The sequence below is a fragment of the Galbitalea soli genome (assembly GCF_010686725.1).
Classification (GTDB): domain Bacteria; phylum Actinomycetota; class Actinomycetes; order Actinomycetales; family Microbacteriaceae; genus Galbitalea; species Galbitalea soli.
In genome coordinates this window covers 594159-611241 of record NZ_JAAGWZ010000002.1, presented here as the reverse complement: position 1 = coordinate 611241, position 17083 = coordinate 594159, and the positions used below count along the sequence as shown (strand labels likewise).

Sequence of the window (17083 nt, the reverse complement as noted above, 5' to 3'; positions counted from 1 at the left end):
TGACCGCGGCCCCGGTCGCGGCGTCCGAACCGCTCGGCTCCCGGTAGTGTCGGCCCATGATCGATGCGTACACGACCCCCTGGACCGAGGTGCGAGACCGGATCGCCGGAGGCACGACGATCGCGATCCTCCCCTTCGGCGCGCTTGAGGAGCACGGGCCGCAGCTGCCGCTCGGCACGGACACCATCGTCGCGGTGCACACCGCCCGGCTGCTCGCCGAGCACTTCGACGCCCTCCTGCTGCCCGCGATCTCCTATGGCGACACCTGGGCGACGAGCGGCTACCCGGGCACCGTGGGCCTCTCCCCCGCGACGGTGACCGCCATCGCGGTCGACATCGGTCGCGCGGTGCACTCCTTCGGGATCCGGCAGTTCGTGATCCTCAACGGGGACTTCGGCAACCGGCTGCCCCTCGGTGCGGCGGTGCGGGCGCTCGAGGGCGAGGGGATCGCCACCCTCCAGCTCGACTACCCCGGCATGGACGCGGCGATCGCCGAGGTGCGCGAGAGCGTGCAGGCGACCGGCGGGATGAACCACGCGGAGGAGATCGAGACCTCGATGGTGTGGGCGGCGGCACCGGAGACCGTTCATCCCGAGCGATTCGCGCCCGAGTACCCCGTGTTCCCGGTGGACTTCGGGCTGCGGCCGCTGCGCCTGCACGAGGTGTCGGTGAGCGGCGTGTTCGGCGACCCGACGCCGGCGACGCCCGAGAAGGGGCACCTGCTCTATGACGCCGTGGTGGCGGCGAGCATCCCGATCATCGAGCGGTTCGTCGCGGGGACGACCGCGTGACCGAGTGGCTCGGCGTCGACACGCACGTGCACCTGGGCGCCTACGACGACCCCGCCGCGGAACTCGAGCACAGCACGCGGGCGGGCGTGCGGGTGTTCGCCTCCACGACGCTGGCCTCCGAGTACCGACGACTGGCGGCGACGCTGCCGCCGACGCACGGCCTCGAGCTCGGGCTCGGCGTGCACCCGCTCCATGCGGACTCCCCCGACATCGAGCAGGAGCTCGCCGTGTTCGCGGAGGAGTTCCCGCGGGCGCGCTGGATCTCGGAGATCGGCCTCGACGGCTTCTTCGCGCGCGGCGACGGACCCGGGCTCGCCGCCCAGCGACACGTGTTCGAGACGATTCTCGCCGCCGGCGTCGGTGACCGCATTCTCTCGGTGCACAGCCGGGAGGCCGAAGACCTGAGTGCCGAACTCGTGCTCGCGGCCGCCCCCGCGGCGGCCGTGTTCCACTGGTATGACGGCACCGTGGCTCAGGCGCGACCGCTCGCCGACGCGGGCTACCTGTTCTCGGTGAACGCCTTCATGGTGCAGAGCGCCGCGCACGAGGAGCTGCTGCGGTGGTTGCCGCGCGACCTCCTCATCACCGAGACCGACGGCCCGACGACGACCATGCCGAGCGGTGCGGGCACCCACCCCGCCGACGTGATCGAGATAGCGCGACTGCTGGCGGTGATCCGCGGCGACGAGGTGGATGCCCTGCGCCGGCAACTCGTCGCGAACGCCGAGCGCGTCGACGCCGCGGCCCCGCCGCGCGGGTGAGCGGGCTGCCCGGCCGCCCGGCCCGCCGACCTCGCGACTTGGCTGAGTCGACCGGCCCCGCCGCTCAGACCGCCCGTTCGAGCGCCCAGCCGCCGACGATCTCCTGGCTGAACGGCACGGAGTAGGCCATGACGGCGCCCGCCTGAGCGTCGCGGAAGATGCGTTGGATGGGCGACTTCTCGAGGTATCCGCTGCCGCCCCCCACCTTGACGGCGGTCGCGGCCGCGCGCTTGGCGACCTCGTTCGCGTACATCTTCGCCTCCGTGGCCGAGGGCATCGCGGCCGGATCGCGCCGGTCGGCGAGCCAGGCGGTGCGCTCGGCGACGAGGCAGGCGGCGCGCACCTCGGCGGAGGTTATCCCCACTTCCATGCGCACCCAGCTCGCGTCGGCGAGGGTGCCGTCGAGGCCGGGCCCGGCGGGACGAGCGGTCGCATAGTCGGCGAGGGCGGCGAGCGCGGACTCGGCGATCCCGACCGAGATGAACGAGAAGCCCACCGAGATCAGGTTCGCGTAGTCGGCCGCGGGCGGCGCGCACAGGCGGTCGGCGCGCAGCAGGGTGCCGTCGAAGGCGATGCTGCGGCTGCGGGTGGCGCGCATGCCGCTCGTCAGGTCGATGGGCGGGAAGGTGACGGTGTCATCCACCGACACCCCGAAGAACGCCGGATGCCCGTCCACCCGCACATTCGCCATGAGGTGGTCGGCCGCCTCCGCGCCCGAGACGAACATCTTGCGCCCCGTGAATGACCAGCCTCCCTCGACCGCCGGAACGTCCTGCTGCGAGGAGAGGAAGTAGTTGCCGCCGGCCGGCTCGGAGAGCGCGTTCGCGAAGCGTCGCCCCGCACGAAGCTCGGCCGCGAAGAACTCCGCGGCCTCGGGTGGGGAGGTCGAGACGAGGGCGTGGGCCGCGCCGATGTGCATGAGCCAGACCGCCGCGAGCGCGGGGTGCGCGGCCGCGATCGTGCGCACCACGGCGCCGAGCGTGGCGTAGGAGAGCGACTCGCCGCCGTGCTCCGCCGGGAGGAACGCGACGTCGAGGCCGCTGGAGGAGAGGGCGGTGAGGTGGTCGACGGGGAGGCGGGCGGAACGGTCATCCTCGGCGACGGTCTTGGCGAAGAAGTGGGCGAGGTCGCGCACCGTCTGCACCCAGTGCTGCTCGTGTTCGGGAATCTCGACGGGGGAAGTGCGAGGGAGCATGGTGGCCTTTCGACGGCGCACGGGGGATGCGCGAGCTGCGAGAACGAGCAAGGAACTGCAGGGTCCAGATGGCGGAGATCTGGCGCTTGTTCACAACAGTACCCGACGACGCCGAAGCGGCCGCAAAGTTACGAGCGTTTACAGGGGTATTTCGGGGGCGCGGTCCGCCGCGCGCGTCACTTGTTCACAAGTACGCGTAGGTCTGACTCGCGATCACCTCTTGCGTCGACGTTGTTGTACGATTGCTATACCTACTTAGATATAGGAGGAATGGTGACCGCATCCCAGCTGCTGCGCGCATCTCGCCTCGCGAGCGGAATTAGTCAGGGCGAACTCGCAGCCCGAGCCCACACCAGTCAGCCCGAGGTCTCGAGCATCGAACGAGGCAGACGTGTACCCACCGTGGACACGCTCGAGCGCCTTCTCCGTCAGACCGGTCACCGCTTGGTCTCCGTTCCGGGAGTCGGTGCGGACTCGTCCGAGACGGGTGACCGCATCGCATCCGCCCTGCAATCCGGGTCGGCCGACTCCGCCCTGCGGGCCTTCCTGGACTACTCCGACAACCTCGCCCGTCACTCCGGTACGAGTCGATTCGCGCTGGCGATCGCCGAACCGCGTCCGACCGGTTCGGCAGCCTGGGATGCCGCGCTCGCCGCGCTCGTCGACTACTGGTTCGCAAAGTCGCGGTTGCCTAAGCCCGAATGGACTCAGGAAGCGTCGCGCGTGTTGTCCCACGCCCAATCTCCACAACTCAGCAGCTACGACGTGGCGCCCAACCTCGATGATGTGCCGCCGGAGTTCCTGCGCCGCAATGTACTGATCGAACGGTCCACCCTTGCCAGCATCTGAGACGCCGCGTCTTGACCGCGGGGACCTCCTCGACGGATTACGAGAGCTGATTCGATCAGCGCACACCGAGCGTCTCACCGGTGTCACGATACGTATTGTCGGGGGCGCCGCGCTGAGGCTTGCGTACTTCGACCGAGACACCACCTTGGATATCGACGCTCAGATTGCGCCGATCGACCAGCTTCAGCCGATTATTGATCGGATCGCGACAAGCCGAGGTTGGCCTGCAGACTGGCTCAACAACAATGCTGCGATGTTTTTGCCCAGTTGGGGACGGCGCATCGATTGGGAAACCATTTTCGACGACGGCGACGTCTCCATTGAAGTCGCACCGATTGACGCGCTCCTGGCGATGAAGCTCCTTGCCTGCCGGCCCGGACGCGACACTCCGGACATCACGAAGCTGCTCGCGCTGACCGACATCAGATCCCTCGACACGGCCGAAGAGCTGTTCGAATCCTTCTATCCGGGCGAGCCGCTGCCCGACAAGGCGATCCGGCTTCTCTCGAGAATCTTTGAGATCGGGCTGCCGCCGAAACCGACGGCTCCCCCTCGCCTCGATCTCGGCGGCACATGAACTGAACGCACTCGCAGCATTCGGCGCGTATCCGCCCGACGCGCCACACTGTAGCCATGGCGCGAACGCGAGCACGTCCCCTTGGGTTGCTCATTGCTGCGGTGGGCGCGTCGCTCGTCGCCTGCACGGCGCCCGCCCCGAGCGTCGGGCGCTGACCTCACCGGCGCGGACTCGCCCGGAAGACCTCTGGCCACCGAGAGATCGGCACCGACCGCAACTGCCGGAGGATGTCGGCTGCCTCTTCGGCGGGCGCGCTCGACCGTCGCCTCGTATTCGGCCCGATCGAAAAGCAGGTCAGCGAACGGGAGCGGCACCCCGTGGTCCGTGCCGAGGAAGGCGGACTCATCCCGCGGGGCGAGCGTCGGTTTGGTGAACACACCGGTGTAGCGCCGAAAGTCCGACCATCGAACGAGCTCGCCCTCCACTGCGACGAGCGGAGCAACCGCCCCGCATCCTGGTTCGCCGCAGGAACATCGTTACACCGCGACGCGGCGGGCCGTCTCCGTCACGCTCAATGCGTCGGTATCCCACAGCATGCTTGCGGGGTCGAATCCTTGGAATCGGGCCGAACCGGCCGCTTCGAACACCGAGCGACCATCGATCAGCATCGACAGCGAGGGTTCATCTTCTTCGTCGTCAAGAAAGTCGACGCGGAGTTCCAGAGCGCTGATGTGCGGAGTCGCCGACTCCATTTCACGATGCATCTCAATCCCCTCGACTCGCGCGTTGCGCGCCCAACCGGCGAGCGGCGTCCGGCCTAAGGTATACCGCCGCGGTCGCGGCAGGAGGGTCAGCCTAGTCAGCGCTGCAGAGGCCCACAAGCCGGCCGGCGCCAGCTGCCGCCGCAATCGTCGACCACCACGAGAGCGAGAGATTATGAGTACCGCACACCAGCCGATTCACCCCGGAGAGATCCTCCTGGAGGAGTTCCTCAATCCGATGGGCATCACCCAGTACCGACTCGCACAAACGATCTCGGTGCCACCGCGGCGCATCAATGAGATCGTGCACGGGCGCCGCGCCATTACCCCGGACACCGCGCTGCGGCTCGCCCGCGCATTGGGAACCTCGGATCGCTTCTGGATGAACCTACAGAGTCGCTACGATCTTGACCTCGCCTTCGAGCAGCACCGGGCCGAGTTCGACAGGATCACGCCGCTGATATCCGCGTAGCCATGCGGGGCGCCCTGAGTTGGGAGGAACAGTGAAACCCGAATACCGCCTATCGGTGGACTACCTCCAGGACTGGCCGCTGAACGACATCATGCTGCCGGATCCGCGGCCCGACTGGGACCGGATTCTCACCCCCGAACTCTCCACCCGTCTATTCGCGTGGGCCACGTTCTTCAACGACCACGTCGATATGGAGACGGGGATGTTCGGGAGTGAGCTGCGTCGACTGCAATTCGATCAGGAGGGGGCGGAGCTGCTGCACGAGCTGCAGCAGCAGGCGGGCCACCTCTTCGATTTTCGGCTCGTGCTCTGATGGGGCACGCGCTGGAGTCAGGCGGAGGCGAGCTCCAGCACGCTGACGTTCGCTAGGTCGAGGCTCTGCCGCGCGACCGCGAGGTCGTGGCTGTCCTGCATCGCGAGCCAACTCTCGGCGCTCCGGCCGAGCGCCTTCGAAAGGCGAAGTGCCATCTCCGGCGTCACGTGGCTCGCGCCGGTGAGCACCCGGCTCAGAGTCGACGGAGACACTGCGAGCCGCTTCGCTAGGTCACGCCCACTCACCCCGAACGGCTCAAGGTAAACCTCGGAGATGAACTCCCCCGGGTGGGGCGGATTGTGCATCGGTTTGAGCTCGTCCATCAGTGATAGTCCTCGTAGTCCAGGACGTAGGAGCTACCGTCACGGAACTCAAACGTCACTCTCCAGTTGCCGTTGACGGAAAACGACCAGCGCCCGGCCAACCCGCTTTTCAGCGGACACCGTACCCCACCCTCCCGAAGCGGCGCGCCCGCACGAATGGCCAGAAACAAAAAAGTCCGGCCCCGCAGAGACTGCGGTTCCGGACTTCGAGTTGGTGACCCCAACCGGATTCGAACCGGTGTTACCGCCGTGAGAGGGCGGCGTACTAGGCCACTATACGATGGGGCCGTCACGACAACTTTACGAGTATGCCACACCGCGGGGCCGCTCGGCAAAACGGGCGGGGCGGTGCGGCCCGCGGCCGGTCATCCCTCAGTCGCGCTTCACAACCGAGAGGGGTTCGGTGACCGACTCCAGCGATTGGCGTTCCGCGTTGACGCCGAAGATAAGCGCGACGACCCCGCCGACGATCATGATGCCGGCGCCCAGGTAGTACCCGGCCGTCAGCGGTCCGCGGGAGTGCCCATCGCCGATGAGCAGGCCATAGGTGAACGGGGCGGAGGCGCCGAAGATCTGCGCGATCGAGAAGAAGTAGGAGATCGCCTGGCTGCGCACCTCGAGCGGGAAGATCTCGCTCACCGTCAGGTACGCGCTCGACGCCCCCGCCGAGGCGAAGAAGAACGCGACGCACCAGAAGATCGTCTGCGTCGTCGCGGTGAGAACGCCGGCACTGAACATCGCGGCGGAGACCGCGAGCACCGCCCCCGCGAGACCGTAGGTGAGGAAGATCATCTTGCGACGCCCCCACGAGTCGAAGAGACGCCCCAGCACGAGCGGGCCCGCGAGGTTGCCGATCGCGAAGGGGAAGAAATACAGCGCGGTCGTCGCGACCGGCACCGAGTAGAAGTTCTCGAGCACGAGAGCGTAGGTGAAGAAGATCGCGTTGTAGAGGAACGACTGGGTGATCATCATGGTCGCGCCCACCAGCGTGCGGCGCGGGTAGGTGCGGAACAGCACGTGCATGATCGTCGCGAAGGGGATGCGGTCGGTCGCCGTCACCTCGATGGCACGGTCATCCGGAACCTCGTCGAGGGTGTGCCCGTCGGCGGTGACGCGACGCTCGATCTCGTCGACGGTCTGCTCGGCCTCCTGCTCGCGGCCGTGCGTCATGAGCCAGCGCGGGCTCTCGGGGATGCTGCGGCGCAGGAAGATGATCGCGAGGCCCAGTACCGGGCCGATGAAGAAGCCGATGCGCCAGCCGATGTTCACGTCGAAGTTGGAGGTGTTCAGCAGCAACACGTTCGCTGCGGCACCGAGGGCAGCGCCACCCCAGTAGGTGCCGTTGATCGCGATGTCGACGTGCCCGCGGTACTTGGAGGGGATCAGCTCGTCGATTGCGGAATTGATGGCCGCGTACTCGCCGCCGATGCCGAGGCCGGCCACGAACCGGAAGACGAACAGGAACCAGACGGCGGGGGCGAGCCCCGCGATCCCGCTGCCGAGCAGGTAGATGAGCAGCGTGAGGATGAACAGCTTCTTGCGCCCCAGCCGGTCGGCGAGGCGACCGAAGACGAGCGAGCCGACGACCTGCCCCACGAGGTAGGTGGTGCCGAGCCAGCCGACCTGCGCCGCGTTCATGTGGAACTCGCTCGCGAAGCCCGCGTTGGCGACGATCTGGATCTCCAGGCCGTCGAGGATCCAGGAGACCCCGAGCCCGATCACCACTGACCAGTGGAACCTGGTCCAGGGCAGACGGTCCATCCGGGCGGGGACGAGGCTGCGGGTGGCGCCGGTGCTCCTGTGCGTTTCGACCGAACTCGACATGGGCATCCTCCTCGCGCCGCCGGCATCGGCCGGCCATCGGGAGACGTTACGCCCGTCGAGGAAGTCTCGCCTGCCCTTGACGAGCACGGGACGAGACGATACGGCCGCCCGCTACGCCCTCGGTGGCGCGTAGACCGCGAGTGCGCCGGGCTCCACCACGATGTCGACCGGCAGGGGCGAGAACCGCTCGCCGTCGGTGTAGGCGACGACACCCTCCGCCTCCAGGCGCACGGTGCGAGCACGGTGGATGCTCACCTCGGGTTCGCGCACGTGGGTGCCCGCGAACACCCGCGGGTAGATGCTCAGGAACCTCCGCCGCGTCATCGCCCCCACGACGAGCACATCGACGAGGCCGTCATCGAGCAGCGCGTCCGGGGTCACCTTCATGCCACCACCGAGCGACACGCCGTTGCCGACGGAGACCAGCAGCCCGCGGGTCTCGAGCACCTCGCCGTCGAGCGTGATGCGATAGGAGAGGGGCTCGAGGGTCGCGAGTTCGAGCAGCATCGCGATCGTGTAGCGGCTCTTGCCGCGGGGCCTGCGCATGCGGTTGGCGCGCTCGTTGACGAGCGAGTCGAACCCGGCGGAGAGCATGCAGCCGTACCAGCGGGTGTTCCCCGCGTCGTCGCGCACCCGCACCGCGTCGATGACGCGCGGCGGCAGCTCGAGCGCCGCCAGCAGGGCGGCGATCGCGGCCTCGGCGTTCTCGATCGGAATTCCGAGGCTGCGGGCCATGTCGTTGCCGGTGCCGCTGGGGATGATGCCGAGGGGCACGCCCGTACCGGCCACGAGGTTGGTGCCGAGGTTGATCATCCCGTCGCCGCCGACCAGGATGAGCGCGTCCGGACGGCCCGCGACCACCTCGCTCGCCCTCGCCTGCAGGGTGGCGAAGTCGGCCTCGAGGAGGGCGGTCACCTCGTGGCCCGCCGCACCGAGGCGTTCGACGACCAGCGGACCGACGCCCCGGCTCGCACCGAACCGCGCGGAGGGGTTGATCGCCACGGCCAGTCGCTTCGGCGTCGTCGTCATGTGCTGATTATGGGGGCTGGGCCGCTCCCCGGAGGCACGCATCGCGGGAGGCGTACGCTCGGATCATGCGAATCACCAAGTACGAACACGCCTGTTTTGCCGTCGATCTCGACGGCGCTCGCCTCATCGTCGACCCGGGGGCCTTCACGACTCCCCTCACCGGCCAGAAGGACGTCGTCGGCATCGTGGTCACCCACGAGCACGCGGATCACTGGACCCCCGACCAGCTGACCGCGATCCTCGCGGAGAACCCGGGCATCCCCATCTTCGCCCCCGCCGGTGTGGCCGCTGCCGCCACCGGCTTCGACGTGACGGTCGTCGACGATGGCTCCACCGCGACCGCGGGGCCGTTCTCGCTGCGTTTCATCGGCTCGAAGCACGCGGTCATCCACTCCTCCATTCCTGTCGTCGACAACGTCGGCGTGCTCATCAACGACACCGTCTTCCACCCCGGCGACTCCTTCACGCTGCCGCCCGAGGGCGTCGAGCTGCTGGCCGTGCCCGCGAGCGCACCCTGGCTGAAGATCGGCGAGGTGATCGACTACGTGCTCGCCGCGAAGGCGAAGCGCACGTTCCCGGTGCACGAGCGGGTCAACTCCGACATCGGAAACGGTATGGCGTACGACCGGATCAAGGGCGCGACGGAGCAGAACGGTGGAGAATTCTTCCCGCTCGCCGTCGGTGGAGAACTGGAGCTCTAAGCCCGGCCCTCGCCCGGCGTGCGCCGGGAATCCCGTCGATGCTGCTCGGCGACGTGCTCCTGCGCGAGCTGTCGAAGGCCCGCGAACAGCGCGTCGCCGAGCACCGTTCCCAGCATGCCGGCCGCGACCCGCGCCTGGCGGCCGTCGACGAAGTCCAGCACGGCGCGATCGGCCTGCGCGACCGCGATCGCCGCGATGAGGTACTCGGGCAGCAACTCGACCAGTTCGTCATGGCCGAGCGCGAGGTAGGCGTCGAGCACGCGACCCGCCTGCGCGATGCCAGGGTTGTCGGCGCGGATCGTGTAGCCGCCCCCCTCGAGGAATGCCCGCAGCTCGCTCTCGCCGGCGCTCGGTTCGGCGGCCGTCGCACCGCCCTTGGGCGCCGGGGCAGTGCCCGCAGGCGCCGCCGCACTGCCGCGGAGCGCCGCCGCACTGCCCGCGGGCACCGCCGCTCGCTCGGCCATCGCGCGATGCGTCGCCGACAGCACCTCCTCGGGGCCCGAGCGATCCATCGCGGCGAGCACCTCGCGCACCGAGGCGACGCTGAGACCGCCGACCTCCACGAGCGCCCGGATCAACCGCAACCGTTCCACGTGGGAGTCGTCGTACTGCGCCTGATTGGGGCTCGTGAGCACCCCGTGGGCGAGCAGTCCCTCCCGCACATAGAACTTGATGGTGGGGATGGCGACGCCGCTGCGCCCGCTGAGCTCCGACATCCGCATGACGGACAGCCTAACTATCCGTCGCCCGCCCGCCTCAGAGGGTGAAGGTGTACACGCTCGTGTCGAAGGCGTTGTAGGCCTCGTAGTCGAGCAGCTCGTAGAGTCGCGCCCGCGTCTGCATCGCGGGCACCTGGCTGTTCAGCGAGCCCTCCGCGACGAGGGCGTCGAGGCCGCGCTCCGCCGCGCCCATCGCGAGACGCAGCAGGGACACCGGGTAAATGACGATGTTGATGCCGACGTCGGCGAGCTGGCTCGTGCTGAACAGCTCGCTCTTGCCGAACTCGGTCATGTTGGCGAGCACGGGCACGTCGACCGCGGCGCGAACCGCCTCGAACTCGGCGAGGTCGCGCATGGCCTCCGGGAAGATCGCGTCGGCACCGGCGTCGACGAGCCGCTTGGCGCGGTCGATCGCGGCGGCGAGCCCGTCGATCGCCCGGATGTCGGTGCGCGCCATGATGAGCAGATTGGGGTCGCGGCGGGCATCGGCGGCGGCCCGGATGCGCTTCACCGCGGTATCCGCGTCGACCACCGACTTGCCGTCGAGGTGCCCGCACCGCTTCGGGTTCACCTGGTCCTCGATGTGCAGACCGGCCACCCCCGCGTCTTCGAGGGTCTGCACGGTTCGCGCGACGTTCATGGGCTCGCCGAAGCCCGTGTCGGCGTCGACGAGGGCGGGGAGGCTGGTCATCCGGGCGATCTGCTGGGAGCGCGCGGCGACCTCGGTGAGTGTGGTGAGGCCGATGTCGGGCAGCCCGAGCTCGGCGGAGAGCACCGCGCCCGAGATGTAGACGCCCTCGAAGCCCTTCTCTTCGATGAGCTTCGCGCTCAGCGGGTTGAAGGCGCCCGGAAACCGCAGCAGTCGCCCGCTGGCGAGCTCGGCGCGGAAGGCCGCACGCTTGTCGGCGGCGGAGACGTTGGAATACAGCATCAGAAGAGTCCCTTCGGGGCGGTGACGTCGGAGAGGTCTGCGGTCACGGTGAGCCCCGCCAGTTCGGCGGCGTCGAGCTCGGGCAGTCGCTGGGCGAGGTCGAGGAAGCGCTCCACCTCGGCGGCGGCGAGCACACCGTCGGCGAGGGTGCGGAACTTGTGCACGTACTGAGCCCGTGCAAACGGGCGGGCACCGAGCGGGTGGGCATCCGCGACCGCGATCTCGTCGACGACTCGGCGGCCGTCGCGCAGCTCGATCTCGACGCGACCGCCGAACGCCTTCTCGGCCGGATCGAGCGAGTGGTAGCGGCGGGTCCACTCGGGATCCTCCTCGGTGCTGACCGTTCGCCACAGCGCCACGGTGTCGGGGCGGGCCGCCCGCTCGGGCGCGTAGGAGCGCTCGTGGTGCCACTCGCCGTCCTGCAGGGCGACCGTGAAGATGTAGGGAATCGAGTGGTCGAGGGTCTCGCGGCTCGCGCCCGGGTCGTACTTCTGCGGGTCGTTCGCCCCGGAACCGATCACGTGGTGCGTGTGGTGGCTCGTGTGCAGCACCGCGCGCACGATGGCGTCGGGGTCGCGGAGTTCCGGATGCTCCCTCCCGAGTTTTCGCGCCAGATCGATCCAGGCCTGCGCCTGGTACTCGGCCGAGTGCTCCTTCGTGAAGCTGTCGAGGATGGCCGTCCGCGGCTCCCCGCGCTCCGGCAGCGGCACGCGGTAGTGCGCCGTCGGCCCGTCCAGCAGCCAGGCGATGACGCCGTCCTCCCCCTCGTAGATGGGGGTCGGACTGGTCTGGCCGCGCATCGCCCGGTCGACCGCCTCCACCGCCATCTTTCCCGCGAACGCCGGCGCGTAGGCCTTCCACGTGGAGATCTCGCCCTTGCGCGACTGGCGCGTCGCCGTCGTCACGTGCAGGGCCTGCCCGATCGCCTGGAAGATGGTCGCCGTGTCGAGCCCGAGGAGGGTGCCGATGCCGGCCGCGGCCGAGGGGCCGAGGTGGGCGACGTGGTCGATCTTGTGCGCGTGCAGGCTGATCGCCTTCACGAGGTCGATCTGGATCTCGTAGCCGGTCACGATGCCGCGCAGCAGCTCCTCGCCCGTGCGACCCGCGTGCTGAGCGACCGCGAGGATCGGCGGGATGTTGTCGCCCGGGTGCGAGTACTCGGCCGCCAGAAAGGTGTCGTGGTAGTCGAGCTCGCGCACCGCGACGCCGTTCGCCCAGGCCGCCCACTCCGGCCCGAAGCGCCCGTCGACCCCGAAGACGGTCCCCCCCGGCGCGTAGGGATGATCGGTCGCCTGCGCCCGCGCCGCGATGACGGGTGCCCGCCCCAGCGACGCGGTCGCGACCGCGGCGTTGTCGATGATGCGGTTGATCACCATGTCGGCGACCGCGTCCGTCGCGTCGATGCGCTCCGACGCGACCTCCGCGATCTTCCAGGCGAGCTGATCCTCGCGGGCGAGGGCGTCGTCGCTGGGGTGAACGGTGACGTCATGGAGTTTCATCGAAGGGTCCGTTCTGCGCGCGGGGCGCGGGTGGGGGCGGGAGTGCGGGCCGGGTCGGACGCGCGAGCGGAGAGCCGCTTCGGCGCGGATGCTGCGCCGTGGTCGATCGTGTCGAGAACGGTGCGCAGGCTGTTGTGGAGGTGCACGCGGGTGGCGGCTTCGGCGAGCCGGGCATCCCCCTCGATGATGGCGTCGACGATCTGGCGGTGCTCGCGGGCGGCGTCGATGAGGCGGGCCGGGTTGTCGCGCGAGAGGCGACGGATGCGCGCGACGTGGGTACGCACCCCGTCGAGCGCGGCGACGAGGTAGGGGTTCTGCACGGCGGCGTCGATCGCGTCGTCGAATCGGCCGACGAGGTCGTAGTAGTCGTGCACCGGGCCGATGACGGACTCGCCCGCGGCCACGGACTCGCCCGCGGCCACGAACTCGTCGCGGAGGGCCTCGAACACCCGCGGGTCATGGCGCTCGGCGGCGAGCGCGGCGGCCTGACGCTCAAGCGCCTCGCGCAGCTCGAAGATCTCGACCACGTTTTCGACCGACACGGGCGCGACGACGAGGCCGCGACCGCCGAGCGGTTCGGCGAGCCCGTCGGCGACCAGCCGGGCGAGGGCCTCCCGCACCGGGGTGCGCGAGATGCCGAGCCGGGTGGAGAGCTCGACCTCGGCGAGCACCGCCCCCGGCGCAAGCGCCCAGTCGAGGATGTCGGCCCGCAGCCGCGCGTAAGCGAGGTCGCTCGCGCGCGGTGCCGCGCCGGGCGTCGGGGCCATTGACGAGGCGGGAGCCGAGCTGCGCCTCGGGGGCGTGTGCGAGGTGGGGACCGAGGGCAAAGCTGGGGCCGAGCCCGGCGACGTCAGCGATTGTGCATGCACAAGCTCGAATCCTACGCCGCACCGCGGGTGTCGTGCGGGTTTATGTATACACAGGGCCGCTAGCCGCGGAAATCAGCGAGATTGCGGCCTGAATCGCAGCGCCGACCAGGTGTCGTCGATCGCCACCTGGCGCACGGGCTGGCCGCCCCGATCCCGTACCAGCTGGGCGAGACTGTCGCGGTTGAGGTCGGTGCTGAGCTGACCGGCCTTCGGGTAGGCGATCCAGGCAAGCCGGTCATCCCGGGCCGCGACGATGACGGGGGCCGCCACGGTGTCGATCCCGGAGGCGGTGCGCACGAACGCGATCACGACGGAGGAGTCGCTGGCGGAGGCGGGATCGTCGCTGCGCGTGCATCCGTCGGGCAGTTCGAGGTCGATGCCCTCGGGTGCGCCCAGTACGGAGACGGTCGCTGGGGACTTGATCTGGAGTTTGCTGCCGATGGTCACGGGACCATCATCGCGGAGGGAGGCGCGGGGGTCCATCGGGCGAGTTCATGCCGACCCGGGTGCGGGAGCGACATCGATGAGCCGCGCGTCATGCTGTCTGTGGAAACTGCCCGATGCGTTTGATGACGATACATACTATGCGCATGACATCGCCCATCGACCCGGTCCGGTCAGTGCAGCCCCCGCGCGACGGGAGTCTGCTCCTCGCCTTCGGCATTCTCATCCTGGCGACCATTCTGGCGGGAGGTGCCGTGCCCGGTGGCGGGCTCCTTCTCGCAGGCATGATCGCCGTATCCCCACTTCGGCGCCACCGATGGACGATCGGCACCCTGTTCGCCATCGGCGCAACGATGCTCGCGCTCTACCTCGTCGTCGTGATCTCGAGCCACCTGAGCGTGCCCGTCGTTCACGAGTTCGGGTGAGCGTTGATGTGCGCGAGGGCGTCGGCGTCGATCGTGGGACGCCGGGTGCCGCAGGAGGCCAGCAGCATCCCGCCCTTCAGGATGAAGTCCTCGGCGTACGGTGAGCGCGACATACGCGACAGCCACCGCTCGACGATGTACATCGTGAGTAGTTCCTGTGTGCCGCGCTTCTGGCTGCGAGCCTCGTTCTGCAAGTCGAGGTATGCGCGCCCTGCGGCGCTATCTCGCGTGGGCCGGCTCATCGGGCACTCGCCACATCGAGCGCAGCGCTCATCGGCCCGAACGTCCCCAGCGCCTCGGCGTACTCCAGCAGCAGGGCGGGTCTTGGGCCTGGTGCTGCCAGGTAGCGATGCAGGGCGGCGTAGGCGATCGGCTCGCCAAAGCGTTTCCGAAATCTCATGAGATCCACCACCGTCCTCGCCGCGTCGTAGATGCGGGCTGACTCGGCCGGCCCCGCCTCGAACGAAGTCAGCCCAAGTTCGAAAGAGGCTTCGTCGAAGCGGAACACCATCACCGGAGGGTAGGTGATTACCGGCGTATGCGACCGCGTGGGAACTGCGATCTGCACCGACGCCGGCATCTCGTCCGTCAGTTCGTGAATCACTGCCGCCGAAATACAGCACACAATGGCGCGAGGAGAGCGGTGCGCCACGGCGACCATGTCGGGGTAGGACGCCGGGGGCGCGTCTGCTCGACGGAAGGCTCCGCGCGAGAGTTCGATGATCTCCCCGCCATCTCGCCAGGAATACAGGTCTCGCGGATGCACACCGTGCGCCCGTGAGGTCTCAGTCGTGATCGTCGACGGGAGCGATTCGTCCAGCTCCTTCATGGATACAATCCGTGAACAGGCAACTCAACTATGTGTGGTTTTTATCCAAACCTGGTCACGCGTTCCTCTCGTTCCGGTCAACAGCCTCCGGATGGAGACCCCTTCGCGTGTCGATGTCCTCCTCTCCGGTCAGCTCTCGTCGCAGCGCTTGAACGACGAGGGCCTGACATCGATCGGGCGGCGTCCGATACCGCGGGTCCTCCAGCACTCGCCGAACGGTCGTCGCCGGAACGCCCTCGTAGCGAATGAGATCCTCATCGGGCACCTCGGTCCGGTTCTCCAGCTCCATCCACTCCGGCCGCGTGCGCCGCACACGGCGACGTGTGCCCACGCGCACCTTCGGTGGATTGATCTGTCCGAGCCCGAGCAGATCGAGCACGGACTCACGGTGCAGGAAAGCCCTTCCCAGCAAGCGCCACGGCAATCGTCGGCTCGGTGAACGAGGTCGGACGATCACGACGCCGTTGCGGGGGCAACCTCCACAGATCCTGCCGGTAGCCCGCCATGACTTCTCGTCATCGTCAATATGGCACCACGATCAGTGCGCTATTACCCCTCCGTCTGGAACCAGATCCCTCGGAAGCACGGTGACCCACGAGTGGGATGCAATCCCACACCGAGCCTCAGACCAGATCGAGCTCGCTGTAGAGATGCTCGCCGGGGAAGATGTCGCGACTGCTCAGCGCCGCAAGCTCTCGGTAGATCGCTTTGCGCTTTACCGCCTTCTGGACCTTGACCAGGTGCCGCGCCACTTCGACGAAAGTGCTACTCGTCACGCCGTGCTTGGCAGCCAGGAAGTGGGCATCGGCATCGTTCGCGATCACCTCGGCCGTAGTGCTCTTCGCCCAGAAGACCGACTCCGCCTCACCGTCGTTTTTCAATGGATGCGGGCTGGTGCCCGGCGGGAGGGTGGCCAGAGCTCGAGTTTGCAGCTCCGTCTTCATCGTCCCCAAGAGAGCGGGCTCGGGAGTCGGGACTACCTCGGCCGCCGTGATCAGCTGCTTGTAGCGTCCTTGCACTGCGCGCGCTGCCTGCTTCACCCCACGCTTTCGATGTGGACCCACCGGGGGCAAGACCAGGTTCGCGTTGTGTGCAACCTCCGCGACGACGGCACCGACGACCTTCGACCGCGGCAGGAAGTGCACGTCGAATAGATCGGCGAGAACTTGCGACCCACCGAGGCAAAAGAGCGGGCCGGAGTCGAGGTAGTGGTCACCAATCTGAGCACGCTGCGGTGCGGTCATTGCGACGCCCATCTCAGGTCCAAGACCGAGTTCACTACGTCTCCGATGTCGACACCCTCCCGCACGAGCCGCTGCAGCTCCCTAAGAACTTGCTTCGGTTTGACATCCTGTTGGCAGCTCACCAGCCGCCGCGCAATATCGGCGAAGGACTCGTGCGCGACGGAACGAGCACCTGCGACGTGGCGCGCGCCGTCGTCGTTCGATACGAATCGAAGCGAGCGCACCGCGGTCTCGTGGACGGAGTCCGTCTCCCCAGCATGTCCATTCGCGCGCAGTGTCCGCCCGGGACGCTTTCTAGCCACATGATCTTCGAGATCCTGTCGAATCGCCGAGATCGTCGCCGGCTCGGGCACGGGCGTCGGGATTGCGGTGGAAAGCAACGTCTTGCCATACCTGGCCACCGCACCTGAGCCAGCACGCTTCACACCGCTGATCCGGTGAGGATCGCCCGGGGCCACGTGGGCAGACGACCAACCACGAACTTCGTCGGCAACCACGGCGAAAACTGCGCCTTCACCGGCGAGGTGGACGTCATACAACTCGGCCATCACCTCTAATCCACCGAGACAAAGCACGGGGCCGGTGTC

23 protein-coding genes and 1 tRNA gene are annotated in these 17083 nt (G+C 68.4%); 8 read left to right on the top strand and 16 right to left on the bottom strand.

All coding sequences use genetic code 11. From position 1 onward, the window contains the following. The first annotated feature begins 56 nt into the window (after positions 1-56). Positions 57-791 carry a creatininase family protein gene (locus tag G3T37_RS09020; protein WP_163473250.1) on the top strand — a complete coding sequence of 245 codons (735 nt, stop codon included), beginning with the start codon at positions 57-59 and terminating at the stop codon, positions 789-791. Beyond that, the gene (locus G3T37_RS09015) at positions 788-1552 is read left to right on the top strand and encodes a TatD family hydrolase (RefSeq protein WP_163473248.1); all 765 of its coding nucleotides are present in this window, start codon (positions 788-790) and stop codon (positions 1550-1552) included. The genes G3T37_RS09020 and G3T37_RS09015 overlap by 4 nt, the downstream gene beginning before the upstream one ends. Before the next feature lie 64 nt (positions 1553-1616). On the opposite strand, the gene G3T37_RS09010 is transcribed toward G3T37_RS09015, so the two are convergent. After that, positions 1617-2747, bottom strand: coding sequence for an acyl-CoA dehydrogenase family protein (locus G3T37_RS09010; protein ID WP_163473247.1), 1131 nt, complete (start codon positions 2745-2747; stop codon positions 1617-1619). Positions 2748-3017: 270 nt separating this feature from the next. Between G3T37_RS09010 and G3T37_RS09005 the strand changes: the two genes are divergently transcribed. Both G3T37_RS09005 and G3T37_RS09000 read left to right on the top strand, forming a co-directional pair. Further along, a complete protein-coding gene (locus tag G3T37_RS09005; RefSeq protein ID WP_163473246.1) occupies positions 3018-3596 on the top strand; it encodes a helix-turn-helix domain-containing protein in 579 nt (192 codons plus the stop codon). Then, complete coding sequence (locus G3T37_RS09000; RefSeq protein WP_163473244.1) at positions 3583-4173, top strand: DUF6036 family nucleotidyltransferase; 591 nt, start codon at positions 3583-3585, stop codon at positions 4171-4173. Before G3T37_RS09005 ends, G3T37_RS09000 begins: the two co-directional genes overlap by 14 nt. Positions 4174-4649: 476 nt before the next feature. On the opposite strand, the gene G3T37_RS08995 is transcribed toward G3T37_RS09000, so the two are convergent. Then, entirely contained in the window at positions 4650-4877 is a 228-nt protein-coding gene (locus tag G3T37_RS08995) for a hypothetical protein (protein ID WP_163473242.1), read from the bottom strand. Positions 4878-5049: 172 nt separating this feature from the next. On the opposite strand from G3T37_RS08995, the gene G3T37_RS08990 reads away from it, so the two are divergent. Beyond that, complete coding sequence (locus tag G3T37_RS08990; protein WP_163473241.1) at positions 5050-5346, top strand: HigA family addiction module antitoxin; 297 nt, start codon at positions 5050-5052, stop codon at positions 5344-5346. A 31-nt stretch (positions 5347-5377) separates the two neighbouring features. Beyond that, positions 5378-5659, top strand: coding sequence for a hypothetical protein (locus G3T37_RS08985; RefSeq protein WP_163473240.1), 282 nt, complete (start codon positions 5378-5380; stop codon positions 5657-5659). 17 nt (positions 5660-5676) lie between these two features. Here the strand turns inward: G3T37_RS08985 and G3T37_RS08980 are convergent, their stop codons facing one another. The 4 genes from G3T37_RS08980 to G3T37_RS08960 form a co-directional block, all read right to left on the bottom strand. Continuing rightward, the gene (locus tag G3T37_RS08980) at positions 5677-5964 is read right to left on the bottom strand and encodes a HigA family addiction module antitoxin (RefSeq protein ID WP_163473721.1); all 288 of its coding nucleotides are present in this window, start codon (positions 5962-5964) and stop codon (positions 5677-5679) included. Between the two features lie 230 nt (positions 5965-6194). Next, a tRNA-Glu gene (locus G3T37_RS08970) sits at positions 6195-6270 on the bottom strand. An 84-nt stretch (positions 6271-6354) separates the two neighbouring features. Then, positions 6355-7806, bottom strand: a complete 1452-nt coding sequence (locus G3T37_RS08965) for an MFS transporter (RefSeq protein WP_163473238.1) — start codon at positions 7804-7806, stop codon at positions 6355-6357. 111 nt (positions 7807-7917) lie between these two features. After that, positions 7918-8835: a diacylglycerol kinase family protein gene (locus G3T37_RS08960; protein WP_163473236.1), complete on the bottom strand. Its 918-nt coding sequence runs from the start codon at positions 8833-8835 to the stop codon at positions 7918-7920. A 65-nt stretch (positions 8836-8900) separates the two neighbouring features. On the opposite strand from G3T37_RS08960, the gene G3T37_RS08955 reads away from it, so the two are divergent. After that, on the top strand, positions 8901-9536 hold the full coding sequence (locus tag G3T37_RS08955) for an MBL fold metallo-hydrolase (RefSeq protein ID WP_163473235.1): 636 nt from the start codon (positions 8901-8903) through the stop codon (positions 9534-9536). Here G3T37_RS08955 and G3T37_RS08950 read toward each other — a convergent pair. The 5 genes from G3T37_RS08950 to G3T37_RS08930 form a co-directional block, all read right to left on the bottom strand. Beyond that, positions 9533-10258 carry a MerR family transcriptional regulator gene (locus tag G3T37_RS08950; protein ID WP_241732284.1) on the bottom strand — a complete coding sequence of 242 codons (726 nt, stop codon included), beginning with the start codon at positions 10256-10258 and terminating at the stop codon, positions 9533-9535. The two genes, G3T37_RS08955 and G3T37_RS08950, sit on opposite strands and share 4 nt — an antisense overlap. Before the next feature lie 34 nt (positions 10259-10292). Next, positions 10293-11186, bottom strand: coding sequence for a methylisocitrate lyase (prpB, locus tag G3T37_RS08945; RefSeq protein ID WP_163473234.1), 894 nt, complete (start codon positions 11184-11186; stop codon positions 10293-10295). After that, positions 11186-12685 (bottom strand): MmgE/PrpD family protein, encoded by a 1500-nt coding sequence (locus tag G3T37_RS08940; protein WP_163473233.1) that lies wholly within the window; start codon positions 12683-12685, stop codon positions 11186-11188. Before G3T37_RS08940 ends, prpB begins: the two co-directional genes overlap by 1 nt. After that, complete coding sequence (locus G3T37_RS08935; RefSeq protein ID WP_163473231.1) at positions 12682-13452, bottom strand: GntR family transcriptional regulator; 771 nt, start codon at positions 13450-13452, stop codon at positions 12682-12684. The genes G3T37_RS08940 and G3T37_RS08935 overlap by 4 nt, the downstream gene beginning before the upstream one ends. 174 nt (positions 13453-13626) lie before the next feature. Then, a complete protein-coding gene (locus G3T37_RS08930; RefSeq protein ID WP_163473230.1) occupies positions 13627-14001 on the bottom strand; it encodes a hypothetical protein in 375 nt (124 codons plus the stop codon). A gap of 143 nt (positions 14002-14144) precedes the next feature. Between G3T37_RS08930 and G3T37_RS08925 the strand changes: the two genes are divergently transcribed. After that, positions 14145-14423 (top strand): hypothetical protein, encoded by a 279-nt coding sequence (locus G3T37_RS08925; protein ID WP_163473228.1) that lies wholly within the window; start codon positions 14145-14147, stop codon positions 14421-14423. Here the strand turns inward: G3T37_RS08925 and G3T37_RS08920 are convergent. From G3T37_RS08920 to G3T37_RS08900, 5 genes are all read right to left on the bottom strand, one after another. Beyond that, the gene (locus G3T37_RS08920) at positions 14408-14617 is read right to left on the bottom strand and encodes a nucleotidyl transferase AbiEii/AbiGii toxin family protein (RefSeq protein ID WP_206673805.1); all 210 of its coding nucleotides are present in this window, start codon (positions 14615-14617) and stop codon (positions 14408-14410) included. The genes G3T37_RS08925 and G3T37_RS08920 overlap by 16 nt on opposite strands. 44 nt (positions 14618-14661) lie before the next feature. Then, positions 14662-15252, bottom strand: a complete 591-nt coding sequence (locus G3T37_RS08915) for a type IV toxin-antitoxin system AbiEi family antitoxin domain-containing protein (RefSeq protein ID WP_163473226.1) — start codon at positions 15250-15252, stop codon at positions 14662-14664. A gap of 55 nt (positions 15253-15307) precedes the next feature. Further along, entirely contained in the window at positions 15308-15631 is a 324-nt protein-coding gene (locus G3T37_RS08910) for a hypothetical protein (protein ID WP_163473225.1), read from the bottom strand. Between the two features lie 244 nt (positions 15632-15875). Beyond that, entirely contained in the window at positions 15876-16496 is a 621-nt protein-coding gene (locus G3T37_RS08905) for a hypothetical protein (protein ID WP_163473223.1), read from the bottom strand. Beyond that, positions 16493-17044 carry a hypothetical protein gene (locus G3T37_RS08900; RefSeq protein ID WP_163473221.1) on the bottom strand — a complete coding sequence of 184 codons (552 nt, stop codon included), beginning with the start codon at positions 17042-17044 and terminating at the stop codon, positions 16493-16495. Before G3T37_RS08900 ends, G3T37_RS08905 begins: the two co-directional genes overlap by 4 nt. Positions 17045-17083 lie beyond the last annotated feature (39 nt).